Origin of the sequence: Brumimicrobium sp. (assembly GCA_023957385.1) — a bacterium.
Classification (GTDB): Bacteria; Bacteroidota; Bacteroidia; order Flavobacteriales_D; family Crocinitomicaceae; genus Brumimicrobium.
The window spans coordinates 2,294,793-2,310,321 of sequence record JAMLGZ010000001.1; the positions used below are offsets into that span (position 1 = coordinate 2,294,793).

16 protein-coding genes are annotated in these 15,529 nt (G+C 33.7%); 7 read left to right on the forward strand and 9 right to left on the reverse strand.

Translation table 11 applies throughout. The annotated features are described in order from the left end of the window. Nucleotides 1–12: 12 nt before the first annotated feature. Nucleotides 13–2,589 (reverse strand): DNA mismatch repair protein MutS, encoded by a 2,577-nt coding sequence (gene mutS / locus M9897_10055; GenBank protein ID MCO5269226.1) that lies wholly within the window; start codon nt 2,587–2,589, stop codon nt 13–15. 132 nt (nt 2,590–2,721) lie between these two features. Here mutS and M9897_10060 point away from each other — a divergent pair, with 132 nt between their 5' ends. Further along, nucleotides 2,722–3,255: an RNA methyltransferase gene (locus M9897_10060; protein ID MCO5269227.1), complete on the forward strand. Its 534-nt coding sequence runs from the start codon at nt 2,722–2,724 to the stop codon at nt 3,253–3,255. Nucleotides 3,256–3,309: 54 nt separating this feature from the next. On the opposite strand, the gene M9897_10065 is transcribed toward M9897_10060, so the two are convergent. The 7 genes from M9897_10065 to M9897_10095 all read right to left on the reverse strand — a co-directional run bounded on the left by M9897_10065 (nt 3,310) and on the right by M9897_10095 (nt 11,275). Then, a complete protein-coding gene (locus M9897_10065; protein ID MCO5269228.1) occupies nt 3,310–4,926 on the reverse strand; it encodes an FMN-binding glutamate synthase family protein in 1,617 nt (538 codons plus the stop codon). Nucleotides 4,927–5,054: 128 nt separating this feature from the next. After that, a complete protein-coding gene (locus M9897_10070; GenBank protein ID MCO5269229.1) occupies nt 5,055–6,686 on the reverse strand; it encodes a M1 family metallopeptidase in 1,632 nt (543 codons plus the stop codon). Then, a complete protein-coding gene (locus M9897_10075; GenBank protein MCO5269230.1) occupies nt 6,687–7,628 on the reverse strand; it encodes a GSCFA domain-containing protein in 942 nt (313 codons plus the stop codon). Between the two features lies 1 nt (nt 7,629). Next, complete coding sequence (locus M9897_10080) at nt 7,630–8,898, reverse strand: polysaccharide deacetylase family protein (GenBank protein MCO5269231.1); 1,269 nt, start codon at nt 8,896–8,898, stop codon at nt 7,630–7,632. After that, nucleotides 8,898–10,043 carry a UDP-N-acetylglucosamine 2-epimerase (non-hydrolyzing) gene (gene wecB / locus M9897_10085; protein MCO5269232.1) on the reverse strand — a complete coding sequence of 382 codons (1,146 nt, stop codon included), beginning with the start codon at nt 10,041–10,043 and terminating at the stop codon, nt 8,898–8,900. The genes M9897_10080 and wecB overlap by 1 nt, the downstream gene beginning before the upstream one ends. A gap of 28 nt (nt 10,044–10,071) precedes the next feature. After that, the gene (locus tag M9897_10090) at nt 10,072–11,004 is read right to left on the reverse strand and encodes a TerC family protein (GenBank protein ID MCO5269233.1); all 933 of its coding nucleotides are present in this window, start codon (nt 11,002–11,004) and stop codon (nt 10,072–10,074) included. Nucleotides 11,005–11,128: 124 nt separating this feature from the next. Further along, complete coding sequence (locus M9897_10095) at nt 11,129–11,275, reverse strand: hypothetical protein (protein ID MCO5269234.1); 147 nt, start codon at nt 11,273–11,275, stop codon at nt 11,129–11,131. 196 nt (nt 11,276–11,471) lie between these two features. Here M9897_10095 and M9897_10100 point away from each other — a divergent pair, with 196 nt between their 5' ends. From M9897_10100 to M9897_10125, 6 genes are all read left to right on the forward strand, one after another. Next, a complete protein-coding gene (locus M9897_10100) occupies nt 11,472–11,687 on the forward strand; it encodes a DUF2892 domain-containing protein (protein ID MCO5269235.1) in 216 nt (71 codons plus the stop codon). Beyond that, complete coding sequence (locus M9897_10105) at nt 11,680–11,913, forward strand: hypothetical protein (protein MCO5269236.1); 234 nt, start codon at nt 11,680–11,682, stop codon at nt 11,911–11,913. Before M9897_10100 ends, M9897_10105 begins: the two co-directional genes overlap by 8 nt. Further along, nucleotides 11,897–12,508 carry a DUF3365 domain-containing protein gene (locus tag M9897_10110; GenBank protein ID MCO5269237.1) on the forward strand — a complete coding sequence of 204 codons (612 nt, stop codon included), beginning with the start codon at nt 11,897–11,899 and terminating at the stop codon, nt 12,506–12,508. The genes M9897_10105 and M9897_10110 overlap by 17 nt, the downstream gene beginning before the upstream one ends. Nucleotides 12,509–12,515: 7 nt before the next feature. Beyond that, a complete protein-coding gene (locus M9897_10115; protein MCO5269238.1) occupies nt 12,516–12,722 on the forward strand; it encodes a DUF6132 family protein in 207 nt (68 codons plus the stop codon). 86 nt (nt 12,723–12,808) lie between these two features. Continuing rightward, a complete protein-coding gene (locus M9897_10120; protein ID MCO5269239.1) occupies nt 12,809–13,195 on the forward strand; it encodes a DUF302 domain-containing protein in 387 nt (128 codons plus the stop codon). Between the two features lie 6 nt (nt 13,196–13,201). Next, nucleotides 13,202–13,516 carry a rhodanese-like domain-containing protein gene (locus M9897_10125; GenBank protein ID MCO5269240.1) on the forward strand — a complete coding sequence of 105 codons (315 nt, stop codon included), beginning with the start codon at nt 13,202–13,204 and terminating at the stop codon, nt 13,514–13,516. On the opposite strand, the gene M9897_10130 is transcribed toward M9897_10125, so the two are convergent. Continuing rightward, nucleotides 13,513–15,528, reverse strand: a complete 2,016-nt coding sequence (locus M9897_10130; GenBank protein MCO5269241.1) for a TonB-dependent receptor — start codon at nt 15,526–15,528, stop codon at nt 13,513–13,515. The two genes, M9897_10125 and M9897_10130, sit on opposite strands and share 4 nt — an antisense overlap. Nucleotide 15,529: the final 1 nt, after the last annotated feature.

The following is a 15,529-nucleotide window of genomic DNA, read 5'->3' on the forward strand; positions in this document are numbered from 1 at the left end:
ATATCGTATCCACTACCCCTTCCCTACTTTTCGTTGTATCTCATTTAGTTTAAATAAAGCTTCAACTGGGGTTAGCGTGTTTATATCAATATTTTTGACTTCTTCACGGATTTCTTCTAGGATAGGATCATCTAACTGGAAAAAGCTTAACTGCATATCGGGACTGTTAGCGGCTTCTTTTACTTTCTCTTTGTCTGTAGTTCGATTAGATGATTCCAGTTCTTTTAACATCTTTTCTGCGCGAGAAACAACCATACTAGGCATACCTGCAAGTTTGGCAACATGAATTCCAAAACTATGCTCACTTCCTCCGGGCACTAGCTTGCGCAGGAATAAAATCTTATTGTCAATTTCCTTAACAGAGACTGTATAGTTTTTAATGCGTGAGAATTTATTGGTCATTTCATTCAACTCATGATAATGTGTTGCAAACAAGGTTTTGCATTTAGCTTGGGGAGATTCATGTAGATATTCTGCGATAGCCCACGCTATAGAAATACCGTCATAAGTACTGGTTCCTCGACCTATTTCATCTAATAAAACCAGGCTTCTGGCAGATAAATTATTCAGAATACTTGCTGTTTCATTCATCTCGACCATAAAAGTAGATTCACCTGATGAAATATTATCTGAAGCGCCAACACGTGTGAAAATCTTATCAACTACACCTAATTTAGCATGAGTAGCAGGAACAAAACAACCTATTTGTGCCATTAATGAAATAAGAGCTGTCTGTCGCAGAATTGCACTTTTACCTGACATGTTAGGTCCGGTAATCATAATGATTTGCTGAGATTCATTATCAAGAAAAATATCATTTGGAATATACTCTTCACCAATACCCATACATTTTTCAATCACTGGATGACGCCCTCCTTTGATGTCTATCTCAAAATGCTCATCAAGCATTGGCTTATTGTAATTATTTTCTTTGGAAACTACAGCAAATGAAGCTAAACAATCTAATTGTCCGATAAGAAAAGCATTTAATTGAATGGTTTGGATATAGTCGGCAATAGATAGAATTAATTCTGTAAATAATCTTCGTTCTATTATTTCAATTTTCTCTTCTGCCCCTAAGATTTTACTCTCATATTCTTTGAGTTCTTGGGTAATATAACGTTCGGCATTAACCAGCGTTTGCTTACGAATCCAATCATCAGGGACTTTATCTTTATGTGTGTTTCTAACTTCAATATAATAGCCAAAGACATTGTTAAAAGAAACTTTTAGACTAGGAATACCAGTACGATCAGCTTCTCTTTGTTGCAACTCCTCCAAGAATTGTTTTCCAGAAGAAGACAAGGCTCTCAATTCATCTAATTCCGAATTAAATCCATCTGCTATTACCTTTCCCTTTCCAACTTGTATAGCCGCGTCCTCATCTAACTGTTCTTTGATCGTTTTAATTAAATCTACACATGGATTTATCCTATCCACAATTCCTTGTAATGACTTTGCTTTTGATTTTTTGAGTAAATCCTGGATAGCTTGTAATTCTTCCAATGTAATCTTTAATTGATTCACTTCTTTAGGATTTACTTTCCCTACCGCTATTTTGGAAGCCAATCGCTCTAAGTCGTATACTCCTCCTAAACGCTGGCGCAACTCATAGGTTAAATCATCTTGTTCAATTAAATTTTCAACTCCTTCCAAACGCTGTTCAATGGCTTTTAAATCTTTCAAAGGAAGTACTAACCAACGTTTCATCAAACGCCCTCCCATTGGTGTTAGAGTTTTATCTAGGACAGACAATAAAGTTGTACCATTTTCATGGGGAGAATGAATCAATTCTAGATTTCTAGCAGTAAAACGGTCGAGCCAGACGAATTTATCTTCTTCTATCCTGCTAATTTTTAGAATATGCCCTAACTTATCATGATGGGTTTCAGACACATAATGTAGGATAGATCCTGCTGCTATAAGCCCTTCTGTTAGCTCCTCAATTCCAAATCCTTTTAGGTTTTTAGTTTGGAAATGCTTATTTAAAATTTCTGTTCCAAAATCTTCTGTATATACCCAATCTTCTAAACGAAAAGAATAGTATTGTGTCCCAAAAAGTTCCTGAAACTTACTTTCTTGTGTTCTACAATATAGCACTTCACTAGGTTCAAAACCTTGCATGAGTTTATCTATATAATTGTAATTTCCTTGAGCTAGTAAAAATTCACCTGTAGAAATATCTAAGAATGAAACTCCAATCAGTTTCTTACCGATAAACACAGAAGCTAAAAAGTTATTTTTCTTTTGTTCTAATACTTGATCGTTTAATGCTACTCCTGGAGTAACTAACTCTGTTACACCTCTTTTGACAATGGTTTTAGTCATTTTAGGATCTTCCAATTGATCGCAAATAGCCACACGTTGACCTGCTCTCACCAATTTTGGAAGATATACATCCAATGAATGATGTGGAAAGCCAGCTAACTCCATATCACCGGCTGCACCATTTTTTCTTTTAGTTAAAACTATCCCTAATATCTTGGATGTCTTCACTGCATCTTCTCCAAAAGTTTCATAAAAATCTCCCACTCGAAACAATAGCAAAGCAGAAGGATGTTTTGCCTTGATATTATTGTATTGCTTCATAAGTGGAGTTTCTCCAATCTTTTTCTCGTTATCCGTCGCCAAAATGAAATAGTTTGTGTTATTTTGCAAACGATAAACTTAAGGTTTACCTCCGAATTTACAAGGTGAATTTTCAATCAATTATCAAAATTTATGAACAGAAAACTAAAATTATGGGAATTACAACGACCTAGCGTTGAAGAGTTCAAACAGGCAGATAAATTTCCATTAGTAGTCGTTTTGGACAATATACGTAGTCTAGCAAATGTGGGAACCTTTTTCCGTACAGCTGATGCTTTTAATGTCTCTAAAATAATTTTAGGAGGGATTACCGCCCAACCGCCTCATAGAGAGATACAAAAAACTGCTTTAGGAGCTACAGAGTCTATAGATTGGGAATATTATGAAAATTTAAAGGAGGCTATCCAGAAATATAAAACAGAAGGTTATATCGTTTATGCAGTTGAACAAACCGAGCATACTACTTTCTTGCAGAATTTAAAAATGGATACTACTGGTAAGCATTTACTCATTTTTGGAAATGAAGTAGATGGAGTACAACAAGAATTGGTAGATATTGCTGATGTTGTTCTAGAAATCCCTCAATTTGGAACGAAGCATAGTTTGAATGTATCCGTATGTGCTGGAGTCACATTATGGGAATTCGTTCGTGTTCTTGCAAAATAGCACACAAAAAAAGGACGCATAGAAACGTCCTTTATCTATATTAGTTTACATCATTTATTCAGGTAATTTACACCCATTTGGATGAATACCCCATGCATGTATATTGGCATTTTCGAAATCTTCTTTATATCGGTCTGGAATATTTCCATCCAACATACAACCTACCTTATACGTAGGGAATAATTCTTCATAAGTTATCATTTCATTCAATGAAATTCTACGATAAATATGTGATCGTGTTAATTCTCTAGCATCATCCAGACCTGCAGCACCAATCAGTTCTACAAAGCTTTTTACTGTTTCTCTATGGTAATTAGCAACACGCACTTTTTTATCTTCTACAACAAGTCCTTTAGTTAATTTAGGATCCTGTGTAGTGATACCAGTAGGGCATTTATTTGTGTTACATAATAAAGCCTGAATACAACCTAAAGAGATTTTGAAAGAACGAGCAGCATAACATGCGTCAGCACCTAAAGCAATTGCTCGTGCTATATGAAATCCATGAGATATATGGCCAGAAGCAAAAAGTTTAATGTGCTTTCTAATTCCAAGACCTCTCAAGATATTATTGACAAAATCTAACCCATCAATCATTGGTGCTCCTACATAATTTGTAAATTCGGGAGGCGCTGCACCTGTTCCCCCTTCTCCTCCATCAACAGAAATATAATCAGGATAAGTATCTAATTCTATCATTGCTTTACAAATCGAAATAAATTCACTCTTCAAGCCGATACACAACTTGAATCCCACAGGCTTTCCTCCTGATAAATCTCTTAATTTTTTTATGAATTGAACCATTTCATAAGGAGTATTAAAGGCTGTATGATATGGTGGTGAATCAATTTTTGTGTGAGGCTCTACGTGACGAATTCGTGCGATTTCCTCTGTATTTTTTGCAGCTGGAAGAATTCCTCCATGCCCAGGTTTGGCACCTTGAGAAATTTTCAATTCAATCATTTTTACATTAGGATGCTGTGATTTTTCTGCAAATAATTCAGGGTTAAAATTCCCATCTTTATCGCGACACCCAAAGTATCCTGTTCCAACTTGCCAAATTAAATCTCCTCCGTGTTTTAAATGGTAATCACTTAAACCACCTTCTCCTGTATTGTGTGCAAAATTATCCAATTTAGCTCCAATATTTAATGCTTCAACTGCATTCGCACTTAATGCACCAAAACTCATAGCTGAAATATTCAAAATACTACAAGAATAAGGCTGTTTACAATCTTTATTTCCCACCATAACGCGTGGATCTTGGTCCATATCATCATGTCTTTTAGGAGAAATGGAATGACTTATCCATTCATATCCTTCTGCATACACATCGTATTGAGTTCCAAAAGGTATAGTATCTCGCACTTTCTTCGCACGTTGATAAATTGTAGATCTATCAATACGGTTGAAAGGTCTTCCATCAATATCAGATTCAACAAAATACTGATACATCTTAGGTCTTAACTCCTCTAATACATACCTAAGTCTTCCAAATAGTGGGTAGTTTCTTCGGATTGTATGATGTGTTTGAACCATATCAATATACCCCATAACCGTGAAAACAAGCACTGCCGCAAAAAGCACATACCAACTAGACCCTAAATAATAACCTAATCCGAAGGTTCCAAGCATTACCAAGGTCGAAATAATTACAAAAATCTTGCGCATATCTACTTCCAATAATTATAAATACAAAGATAAAAGTATTCAATATATTATGAAAGAAAAGCTGTTTTTGATTTTATTTTTATTAAGACAAAAGTGTTTATTATTTTGAATAGGTTAAAGTAGCTGATTTACAAATTATAATAAAAATATTTTTGATTAAAAATAACTTTCATCATGTCAGTTACTTCCACCTTAGTATCTTTCCACCGTCTAGTAATTGATTCTATCCTAAATTCTCTGTTATTCGCCTTAAATATTACAGGCATTTCAAATCCTTTAACAACTTTATCCCATTTTAAATACAAATTGTGTTTCTTCACTTTGTATTTTAATACAGGAACATCTATCCTAGTTATGTATTGATTAAAAACGGAGGTTAAATCTCGTTTTAAAAAGGTATTAAAAAAGTTTATAACCTGTTCTTTATTTATGGTTTGATAAGAAAATTGTTTCACAAAAGATCGAATTGCCTCCCACCACAATTCATCATCATTGACGATAAAGCGAATCGTATTCCACATATTAGAACCTTTGTAATACATATCGCCAGAGCCTTCTCTATTGGTTCCATAAACTCCTTGCATAGGAGCGTCATTTTCAATTTCAGCGCGTATGCCGACGATATAATCTAAAGCTTCTTCTTTGCCATATTGACATTCCACAAAAACAGCTTCTGAATAGGAGGTAAAACTCTCATGTATCCACATATCAGCAATATCAGCTGTAGAAATACTGTTTCCAAACCATTCATGACCAGATTCATGAATGATAATAAAATCCCACTTCAGTCCTATGCCTGTGCCAGACAAATCAGTACCTAAATACCCATTCATGAATTTGTTTCCATAAGCTACAGCACTCTGATGTTCCATTCCTAAATAAGGAGCTTCAACTAATTTATAGCCATCTCTCGCAAAAGGATATGGACCAAACTTTTCTTCAAAACATTGCAACATAGGTTTTACTTGTTGGAATTGCTCTTTTGCAGCCTCAAGATGATCTTCCAAAACGTAATAATCAATAGAATATGCATTGTTAGGTTCATTGAAATGCACATAATCCCCGATATAGAATGTAATATTATAACTGTTAATAGGGTAAGTTACTTGCCAAGTGTAAGCTTTATAATTATTCTCAAGTGGTTCTTCTTGTATCAATTTACCATTTGACACTCCTATTAAGTTATCCGGAATTTGCATTCTAAAATACACATTCTCTACCTCATCAGCTGGGTGATCTTTACACGGAAACCATAAACTAGCCCCGTCACCTTGCACAGCCACAGCTACCCAATCAATTCCATTATTATCCGTACTATATACAAAACCACCCTGCCAAGGAGGATTGGTGGCAACATGAGGTTCTCCCGAAAACTTCATACGCAAAGCTAAAGTATCTTTACTCTTAGTTAATTCAGTAGGGAAGTCAATAAAAACAGCATTATACTCTCTTCTAAATGGGAGTTGTTTGTTATGAAAAAACACAGCATCCATCTGCATATTCTCATACAAATCGACTTGGATTTCTTTCGTATTCTCAACAACTACAAACTTCATCGTATTCGTTCCAACAATCCTATGATTTATAATATCAAAACGCACATCTAAATAATAGCTCTTTACATCATAACACGTACGTTGAGGGCGCAAGGCTCCCATTAAAATATCAGCCCTGTTGGGTTTTCCTCCTTTTAACAACTGAGCATTCAAGAAAGTATGCAAAAACAAAACAAATACTATGATTATACTCCATTTCATCATTTACCAACTAGGTTTAATTGTAAGGTGTTTTTCCTGGAAATCTTTCCATTTTTGATTTCTCTGTTCAATGAAATTTATAGATTCTTTAGATTCAGGATGTTGTAAACGATGTGTAAATAGTCCTTTTATTCTAAGATAATCTTGATTAATTTTCTTCGTGTCTTCTGTGAAATAATTTTCTTTAAATCTATCCCAAATAATATCCACAGCCAATTCATTTGGATGTAACCCATCTCTATCATAATAGGCATAGTCACGCAACTCATCTAACATAATCTCATACGCTGGAAAGTAATGAATCTGTGGGAGTTGTTCTTTCAGTTTTGAAATTAATTCAATGAGTCTTCCTTTGCTACGTGTATTTTCTATTAATCCATCTTTTACATGTCTAACAGGGCTCACAGTAAAAATTATTTCTATATTTTTATTAATTGAATAGATCTTTTGCTCTAAAATGTTTTTCCAAAGTATAAGCATTTCATCAATAGAAAGCATCTTCCGATTAAATTCATTTTGATTGATTTTATGGCAATTCCCTACTACTTCTTGTATATCTTTTTTTTCATATACCCAAGAGGTTCCAAAAGTTATACATAGTATCTTGCTAGTCTTTAATCTTTCAAGGAACTCCTCTCGTAATTGAATTAAACGTTGTACAAACACATCTCTCTCATAACCAAAACACGTACTATTTGCAAACCAAGAAAGACATACCCCACTTCGTTCAAATACTGATTTATCCAATTCATTATCTGATTTAGTAAATAAATGAGCCAGAGATACCGGATTAAAAAGTACACCGAAAGGATTGGAAAACATCTGAAATCCTTCTTCTTCCATTTTTTGAGAAATATTTTCAGAAAAACAGCTACCTAAGAATAAGTAATCTGACTGATAATCAATACATGGAGATGGGTTAATATGTACCGGTGTCTTTTTCATTTTAGTTTTGTAAACTTACATCCAGTACTTCCCTCCATCCTTTCCATTTACCGTAATCACCTATAGTTTCATTATGCCACAATGGAATAAATTCACCACCATACTTTTGAACTTCTTGTTTGAGGTCTAAAACAATTTTCTGTGCATCTTCAATACTTAATCCTAAATATTCATTCAGTGTTCCATCCATATATGAAATTGAGTGTATAGTTAAGTTTGAAACCTTATTTTCTTTTAAATTAAACCATTTAAAAGGTCGAGCTATTCCCGCACGGAAACCATAAACATCAGCATATCCTAATGAATAATCATCGGTGAACTCTAGTTTTTCTAATCTTTCATAAGTAGTGGGTAAATGTACTTTAAGAAAATGTTGTCGTGATATATTTACTTGTTCTGACAGAATGTTTTGCAATCTATTTTTTTGTACTTGCAGTTTCTTTATACTCTCATTTGAAGCATAGCTTGGATGTAAACCTATATCTGCGTATGAAACAGCATCTTGTATTAATTTTTGCTGATAGATATTATCATACGGTAAATTTGTATCATACTTTCCATAATCACCCAATAACCAAAATAGTTTAATATTCCAGTTACTAGCGTATTCCTTTATTCGATCAAAAGTATCGTAAGGGTCTTTTGTTTTCTCAGCTAAAACGGCTTGTCTTTCTTTTAATCGTTTACCATTTTGAAAAACTGTATCCTTGGCAATACTTAAAAAATTTCTCCATCTGCTTTTATACTTATAAGCGTAAGCGTGGTCAATATCAAATGTAGGAATAATTTCAAAGGGTATTGGTGTTGGATTAAGTTTGCAATCACTGACTCTCTCTACATACTGGATAAATGCCTCTGACCATCTCTCAACAACGAGTGTATTCAGCCAACCGAATTTATAGAGTAAAGAGTGTTTTCCTTCATTGCGTTGATGAACGTCTAATCTATTTTGCAAATAATCATCATAGAGAGATATTACATAAAAGATACTCCCTAACACATCCTGAATACCATCAAAACGAAGTATTTCAACTCCCTCCCATTCAATTTTATCTATGTGATATTTTTTTATTTTATCATCAAATAAAATCATAGAGGCGTTGAAAGAGGTTTCATCTGAAGAATTTCCATATAATATCTTTGGTTCTGGTGCTTCTTTATATTGTTCAAAATCATCTGTCAATGCATAGGCTATTTTTCTATCATCAAATAGGATAGATAAAGTATATTTTAATCGTTCTGTTATTTTTTCAGAATATACAAGCAGCATTAGCAGTGTTTTAAAATTTCAGAAGCAATAAATTCAGCAGCATGACCATCACCATATAATGGAGGGAACTCTATTTGCTTATTTTCTAATTCATGTACTCCTTGCAAAATTTTGTTTGTATCAGCGTTCACAATTAGTGCTGCACCTTGCTCTACAATTTCCAGCCATTCTGTTTCCGTTCTTAAAATCAAACAAGGTTTTTGGAAGAAATAAGCTTCTTTTTGTAATCCACCACTATCTGTTAGAATCAAACTGCAATTTTTTTCTAAGGCAATAACTTCTAAAAAAGAAACAGGAGGAATAATGAGCAAACGTTTTTCCTGTGCAATTTCATCTAGTAATTCTTTGCTAAGATTAGATTGCATACATCCTTTTGTACGCGGATGTAGTGGTAAAACAATTGATAAATCACCATCTTGCTTTAAGAGTTGTAAAAATGCTTTAAATATGGATGATAAATTTTCTGAATCATCCGTATTTGCAGGACGATGAACTGTAGCTAAATAAAAATGTTTATTTTCTAGTCCTAACTGCTGTATAATCGTAGTTTTTTGTTCTGCTATCTTTGAGAAATGCAAACTATTATCATACATAATATCTCCACAATGATATACCATGGGATTATCAATAGAATAAGGGCTTTGGTTAGCTAGTTTAAATCCTTCTTTTTGTAAATTTTCAACACCTATTTTCGTAGGTGAAAAGAGCAAAGTCGATACATGGTCGCACGTAATACGATTTATCTCTTCAGGCATTTGTTTATTATAACTACGTAAACCTGCTTCAATATGAACTACATCAATTTGCATTTTAGAAGCAGCAATTGAGGCAGCCAACGTTGAATTAGTATCTCCATAAACAACAACAGCATTTGGGTTCTCTTTTTGAAGAATTTGCTCAATTCCTTCTATCATTTGTGCCGTTTGAACACCGTGTGAATGAGAACCTATATTTAAGTTATAATCTGGTTGTGGTAATCCTAATTCATCAAAAAAAACAGAAGACATCTCTTTATCATAATGTTGACCTGTATGGACAATCACCTCTTTAAGTTGTGAAGAGAAATGATTTTGAATAGCACGAGATAATGCTGCCGATTTAATAATCTGAGGTCTTGCTCCTATGATAGTGAGTATCTTTTTCATCGGAGCGAAAATACAAATTTATAATGAGTTATTTACTAGCTTTCCATTTTGAAAATAAAACTCCTCCTAAAAGCGCTAAAATAATCACAGCTAGAGATGCTAATGAAGGAATGTGATATATTTCAGCTATAAGCATCTTAACTCCAACAAAGGCTAAAATAACAGCCAAACTATATTTGATATAATGAAATTTTTCTAAAGCTCCTATAATCAAGAAGAACATAGATCTTAAACCTAAGATAGCCAAGATATTAGAACTAAATACAATGAACTCATCTTGTGTGATTGCTAAAATAGCAGGAATGCTATCCAATGCAAACAATATATCCGTAAACTCTATAATTACCAACGCTACTAATAGCGGTGTAGCATACGTTTTATGATCTTTTTTAATGATAAAATCATGTCCATGTATCTCACTAGTTATCGGTAGTATCTTAGAAACCAAACGATAAAACCAAGTATCATGTGGATCTTTATCACTATCTTTTTTCAACATACCTGCTGCTGAAATCAATAAAAAGGCACCAAAAACGAAAATCATCCATTCAAATTTGGTGATAAGTGCAACACCGAAAACAATCATAACTGCACGGAAAATAATAGCTCCCAAAATCCCCCAGTACAAAACCCTATGACGATATTCAGGTGGAATCTTAAAGGAATTAAAAATGATAGCTATTACAAAGACATTATCAATACTTAGTGATAATTCCATTAAATACCCTGTAATATAATCTAACACGGCTGCTCCAGGTGTTAAATTGGTATGATTATTAACTAAGCCTTCTTTAAATAACCACCAAATTACACCCGAAAACAAAAGTGCTAGTGACACCCAGAAGGCAGTTAGTTTTCCTGCTTCTTTCGTTGAAATAACATGATCCTCCTTGTTAAATACTTTTAGGTCAAGTACTAAACAAAGTAAAATAAAAATTATAAAAGAAGTCCAAACCAACATATGAGGAATTTAAAATACAAATGTATTTAATTTTATCAGAAGACTTCTCTAAAAAAAAATATTAATCTAAATGAACAACGAGTAAATGTTAAATAAAAAAGCCCTTTTTCAAGGGCTCGTTTATTTAGTTTAAGTGAATCAATAAAGATTCTTTTTTAATTTTTTTTGCTTCAACACTTTTTGAATAATTAAGAAGAAATTGAAGTACTTTAATGGATGGTTCTACTTTATCCTCTTGAACCTTGGGAGCTATTTTTGTAAAATTTGCCATAAGCATCTGATTTGGAGTTCTTCTTTAAAAACGTAGATTAAAAAGGATTATTTTATTTGTGTAAAAATAAATGACTTGACATACAAAAACTCTTGAAAGTAAAGCAATGAGTGCTTCATTTTTTTCAATGTAACATTTGTTACGCATTATTTATTTTGTTTTATCGATATTTGTAATCATCAGAAAACAAATTATCATGAAATTAAAAAATTTAGGAACAACTGATAAAATCATTCGTGTAAGCTTAGCCATCATCATAGCTGTATTATACTTTACCAATGTAATCTCCGGTACATTGGCTATCGCCTTAGGAGTATTAGCATTAATATTTATAGTAACTTCGTCTATTAGTTTTTGCCCATTGTATTTTCCTTTTAAAATCAGTACACTAAAAAAACAAAAAGATGAATAAATTAGTCACAGGCTGGAATTTTATGCGAGTATTCCGTCTATTATTGGGAATATTCATTCTCATTGAAGGGATACGTTCACAAGAAAATGCAGTCCTATTATTTGGAGGCTTATTTACTCTCATGCCTTTATTTAATATTGGCTGTTGCGGTCCAGCAGGTTGTAGTACACCTATCTCAAAAGATAGCAACTTAAACAAAGAAATAGAATATGAAGAAATTAAGTAAAGTGTGGGGGATATTTGTACTACTAACCTTTGTAGGTCTATCTTTCCTTTCTTGCACGGAAAACACACACGAAGAAGAAACGCTGATAAGCGAACAAACAGAAACATTATCTCAAGACGAGATTAAACATTATCTTCATCTTGGAGACAGCATCTCAACTCACATGCAAAAAACCTTGCTTGAAAATGTATCTCAAGCAATGCAAAAAGGCGGTTCAGATTACGCAGTGGAATTCTGTAATATTCAAGCAATCCCTTTAACTGATTCGATTTCGAATATGCACCACGTCAGCATCCAACGTTTAAGCGATAAGAATAGAAACCCAAACAATGTACTGGCACTTGAAGAAGATTTATCCGCTTTTGAAAAACTCAAAGACTCTACTTTACCTGTTGATTTTATTCAGAACAATATGGGTGAAATCACCTACTATAAATCGATTAAGCTAGGCATGCCAACCTGCTTAAAATGTCATGGTGGAAAAGAAGATATTTCAGAAAGCACATTGGCAATCATTCAAGACAAATACCCTAACGATAAAGCGATTGAATATCAGATTGGAGAATTAAGAGGAATGTGGAAGATTAAATTTTAATAAATTTATGAAGGCACTTTTAACTAAATATAAACTAGAGATTATCGGAGGAATAGTTGGTGCTATCGCTGGATTTCTTTATTGGAAATTTGTCGGGTGCAGCTCAGGAACTTGTGCTATTACCTCTAAGCCATTTAACAGTACTTTATACGGAATTTTGATGGGAGGATTATTATTCTCTATGTTCAAAAAAGAGAAAACAACAAGTAAATAAATGCTATGTAACAAAAGTAGCTAATAATGATTTCAATCTGAATTACTTTTGAAATCAAGATTTTTAAAACATCAAAATTTAACATTATGAGTTATTATTTTTCAAAAACAATATCAGGTGATTTCGATACAGCAGTTGAAAAAGTTACCGAGAAACTAAAAGAAAACGGATTCGGAGTTTTAACTGAAATAGACATGCAAACCACGCTTAAGAAGAAACTAGATGTGGATATCAGAAAATATAAAATATTAGGAGCTTGCAATCCTCCTTTTGCATATAAAGCTTTTCAATCTGAAGAACACATTGGGTTAATGCTTCCTTGCAATGTATTGGTGCAAGAAAATGACAAAGATGAAATAGTTGTTTCGGCCATTGATCCAGTTGCTTCCATGATGGCTATCAAAAATGATGAATTAGGTACTGTAGCTAATGAAGTAAGAGAAAAATTAAAAACAACTATTGAAAATTTATAAAGAAATATGTTTGATTCATTTAAGAAATTATTGGGACTAGGTCCTAAAAAGAGTTATAAAGAGATGTGTCAAGAAGGCGCTATCATTCTAGATGTTAGAAGTAAAGGAGAATTTTCATCTGGTTGTATCAAGAAATCCGTCAATATTCCTGTAGAACAACTCGAAAATAATCTATCCAAATTAAAAAATAAAGATCAAGTTATCATTTGCTGTTGTGCTTCTGGAATGAGAAGTGGAATGGCGAAAAGAATCTTAAAGTCGCACGGCTATCAGAATGTATATAACGGTGGAGGTTGGATGTCATTAAGAGGAAAGATTTAAAACTCCCAAGTTACTCGCATAACCGCATTAAATCCTTGTCGCTGGATTTTCATTACATCCAAATGCTCATAATACGGAGTATCAAAGATATTCTCAAATTCTAAACGAGCGTGGATACCTTGATTATTTTTAAGCTCAAAATGCTTATGGAATGATATATTGAATAAGCTATACCCCGGAGTTCGAGTTTCTCCATAACGTTTTTCACTTACATTATTTTGTGCTAAAGCCCCAACATATTCTACCGTGATGTGATAACCTTTTAAATCATACTCCAATGAGTTTCTACTTCTAAATGGAGGAATTGTAGGTAAATAATTATTCTCAAAATCGATTCCATAGACATAACTATTAATTGTTTGAAAATGAAGTTGTTCAATGATTTTCCATTGGAACACAAACTCTCCACCTGTTAGTAATGCACTTTGAATATTTTGATATTGTTTCACTCCACTTGATCCAAAAGCCATTCCTGAATATCCTTCCATAAAGATACCGGTTATATAATCTGATAAATGATTTACAAATCCTTCTAAAGAAATAGACACTTTTTTATACCTCCATGTAGCCCCAATATTCCCTCCTACTGATTTTTCATTCAGGTTATTAGGATTTCCGATATAATCGTAATTATCCATACGATTAAACAAATAAAACCCATACAATTCCTGTAAGGAAGGAGGTCGTTGGGCATAATTACTTTCCAAATAGAAGCTTACATTCTTATTTAATTGATAATCTACTTTAACAGAAACATTCCCTGATAATCGTGTTTTATTAGCTTCGCCTTCATAAAAACTGGTTAAGGTTTGTCTCCCGAGCTCTGTTGTTATTTGAGAGTTATTTGTTTCTATTCTTCCCCCAACTGTCAACTTCCACTTTTGAGAAATTCTCCAGACATCATTAATGCTCACACCAAGCGTTTGACGTTGTGCATCCGGAATAGTCAACATAAACATTTCACTCCCTTTGTCGGGATACATCGTCATTTCAGCATGTAGGAAATTTTGAAACGTATTCACTTTGGCATTCAACATGTGCTTTTCTCCAAGAACAAATAATGCATTGCTATACATCCCAAAGGTGCGAGAGATTCCCGGCATATCCATGTGCATAGGCACCTCTTCTTTGGGACGCTTGGTGTCATCCATCGTATGATCAATATAATTAAAGAAGAATTTAGTCTCCACCTTTCTCATGATTCTATTCGAATTTGAATATACATGTGTTAGTGCAGACACATAAGCCTTTGCATAGCCAACATCCATTGTTAGAGCGGGATAACCAATGTTGTAGCCTTCATCCTGAAGATAATCCAAATATAACAAGTGATTTTCATTTAATTGAAAACTCAGGCTTGCTCGGGCATTCCACTTTTCAAATTGAGAATACTTAATTTCCTTTCGACGCGCAGCATAATAGTTGTCTGCCTTCTTATAAACACCATTTACCAAGAATGCCCATCTTTTACCACTGTATTGAAGAGCCCCAAGACCTTGAAATAATTGTGCATTTGTTTCATATCCTACTCCTACTCTCCCACTCCACTTTCTATCTGCTCCTATTTTAGCTTTTAGCATAGAGAAATTAATCCCACCTCCTGTAGAACTTCCCGTTTGCTTACTATCAGAAGCTGAACTTAGTTGTATCTCTTCTAAGTTTGTTGGTTCTACATACGAACTGATAGGATCCATTCTGTCGGTACACGCACCAAACATTTGCATCCCATCAATCGTAGTAGTAATTTGTCCAGCCTGCATTCCCCGAATAGTTGGTTCCAAAGCATAATTTCCTCTTTTAATAAGGCTTAGCTTTGGTATTGCATTCATCAAATTATCCGTAGATTCTTGTATGATCAAGGAAGGTTCCACTTTTTGTTGTCTTGCTCCTTGGATGGTCACCGAATTCAACTCTTGAATAGTAGACAGACTATCCGGCTCTTGAGAATTTACAAAAAAGGGAATAATAAGGATTGCTATACCCCAAACTATATGTAACAAGGACTTTGGCATC

Coding starts and splice junctions, on each gene's coding strand:
- M9897_10065 (MCO5269228.1), bottom strand. CDS start 4,926: ATGCGCAAGATTTTTGTAATTATTTCGACCTTGGTAATGCTTGGAACC.
- M9897_10095 (MCO5269234.1), bottom strand. CDS start 11,275: ATGGCAAATTTTACAAAAATAGCTCCCAAGGTTCAAGAGGATAAAGTA.
- M9897_10125 (MCO5269240.1), top strand. CDS start 13,202: ATGTTTGATTCATTTAAGAAATTATTGGGACTAGGTCCTAAAAAGAGT.
- M9897_10130 (MCO5269241.1), bottom strand. CDS start 15,528: ATGCCAAAGTCCTTGTTACATATAGTTTGGGGTATAGCAATCCTTATT.
- M9897_10100 (MCO5269235.1), top strand. CDS start 11,472: ATGAAATTAAAAAATTTAGGAACAACTGATAAAATCATTCGTGTAAGC.
- M9897_10090 (MCO5269233.1), bottom strand. CDS start 11,004: ATGTTGGTTTGGACTTCTTTTATAATTTTTATTTTACTTTGTTTAGTA.
- mutS (MCO5269226.1), bottom strand. CDS start 2,589: ATGAAGCAATACAATAATATCAAGGCAAAACATCCTTCTGCTTTGCTA.
- wecB (MCO5269232.1), bottom strand. CDS start 10,043: ATGAAAAAGATACTCACTATCATAGGAGCAAGACCTCAGATTATTAAA.
- M9897_10080 (MCO5269231.1), bottom strand. CDS start 8,898: ATGCTGCTTGTATATTCTGAAAAAATAACAGAACGATTAAAATATACT.
- M9897_10115 (MCO5269238.1), top strand. CDS start 12,516: ATGAAGGCACTTTTAACTAAATATAAACTAGAGATTATCGGAGGAATA.
- M9897_10120 (MCO5269239.1), top strand. CDS start 12,809: ATGAGTTATTATTTTTCAAAAACAATATCAGGTGATTTCGATACAGCA.
- M9897_10075 (MCO5269230.1), bottom strand. CDS start 7,628: ATGAAAAAGACACCGGTACATATTAACCCATCTCCATGTATTGATTAT.
- M9897_10070 (MCO5269229.1), bottom strand. CDS start 6,686: ATGATGAAATGGAGTATAATCATAGTATTTGTTTTGTTTTTGCATACT.
- M9897_10105 (MCO5269236.1), top strand. CDS start 11,680: ATGAATAAATTAGTCACAGGCTGGAATTTTATGCGAGTATTCCGTCTA.
- M9897_10060 (MCO5269227.1), top strand. CDS start 2,722: ATGAACAGAAAACTAAAATTATGGGAATTACAACGACCTAGCGTTGAA.
- M9897_10110 (MCO5269237.1), top strand. CDS start 11,897: ATGAAGAAATTAAGTAAAGTGTGGGGGATATTTGTACTACTAACCTTT.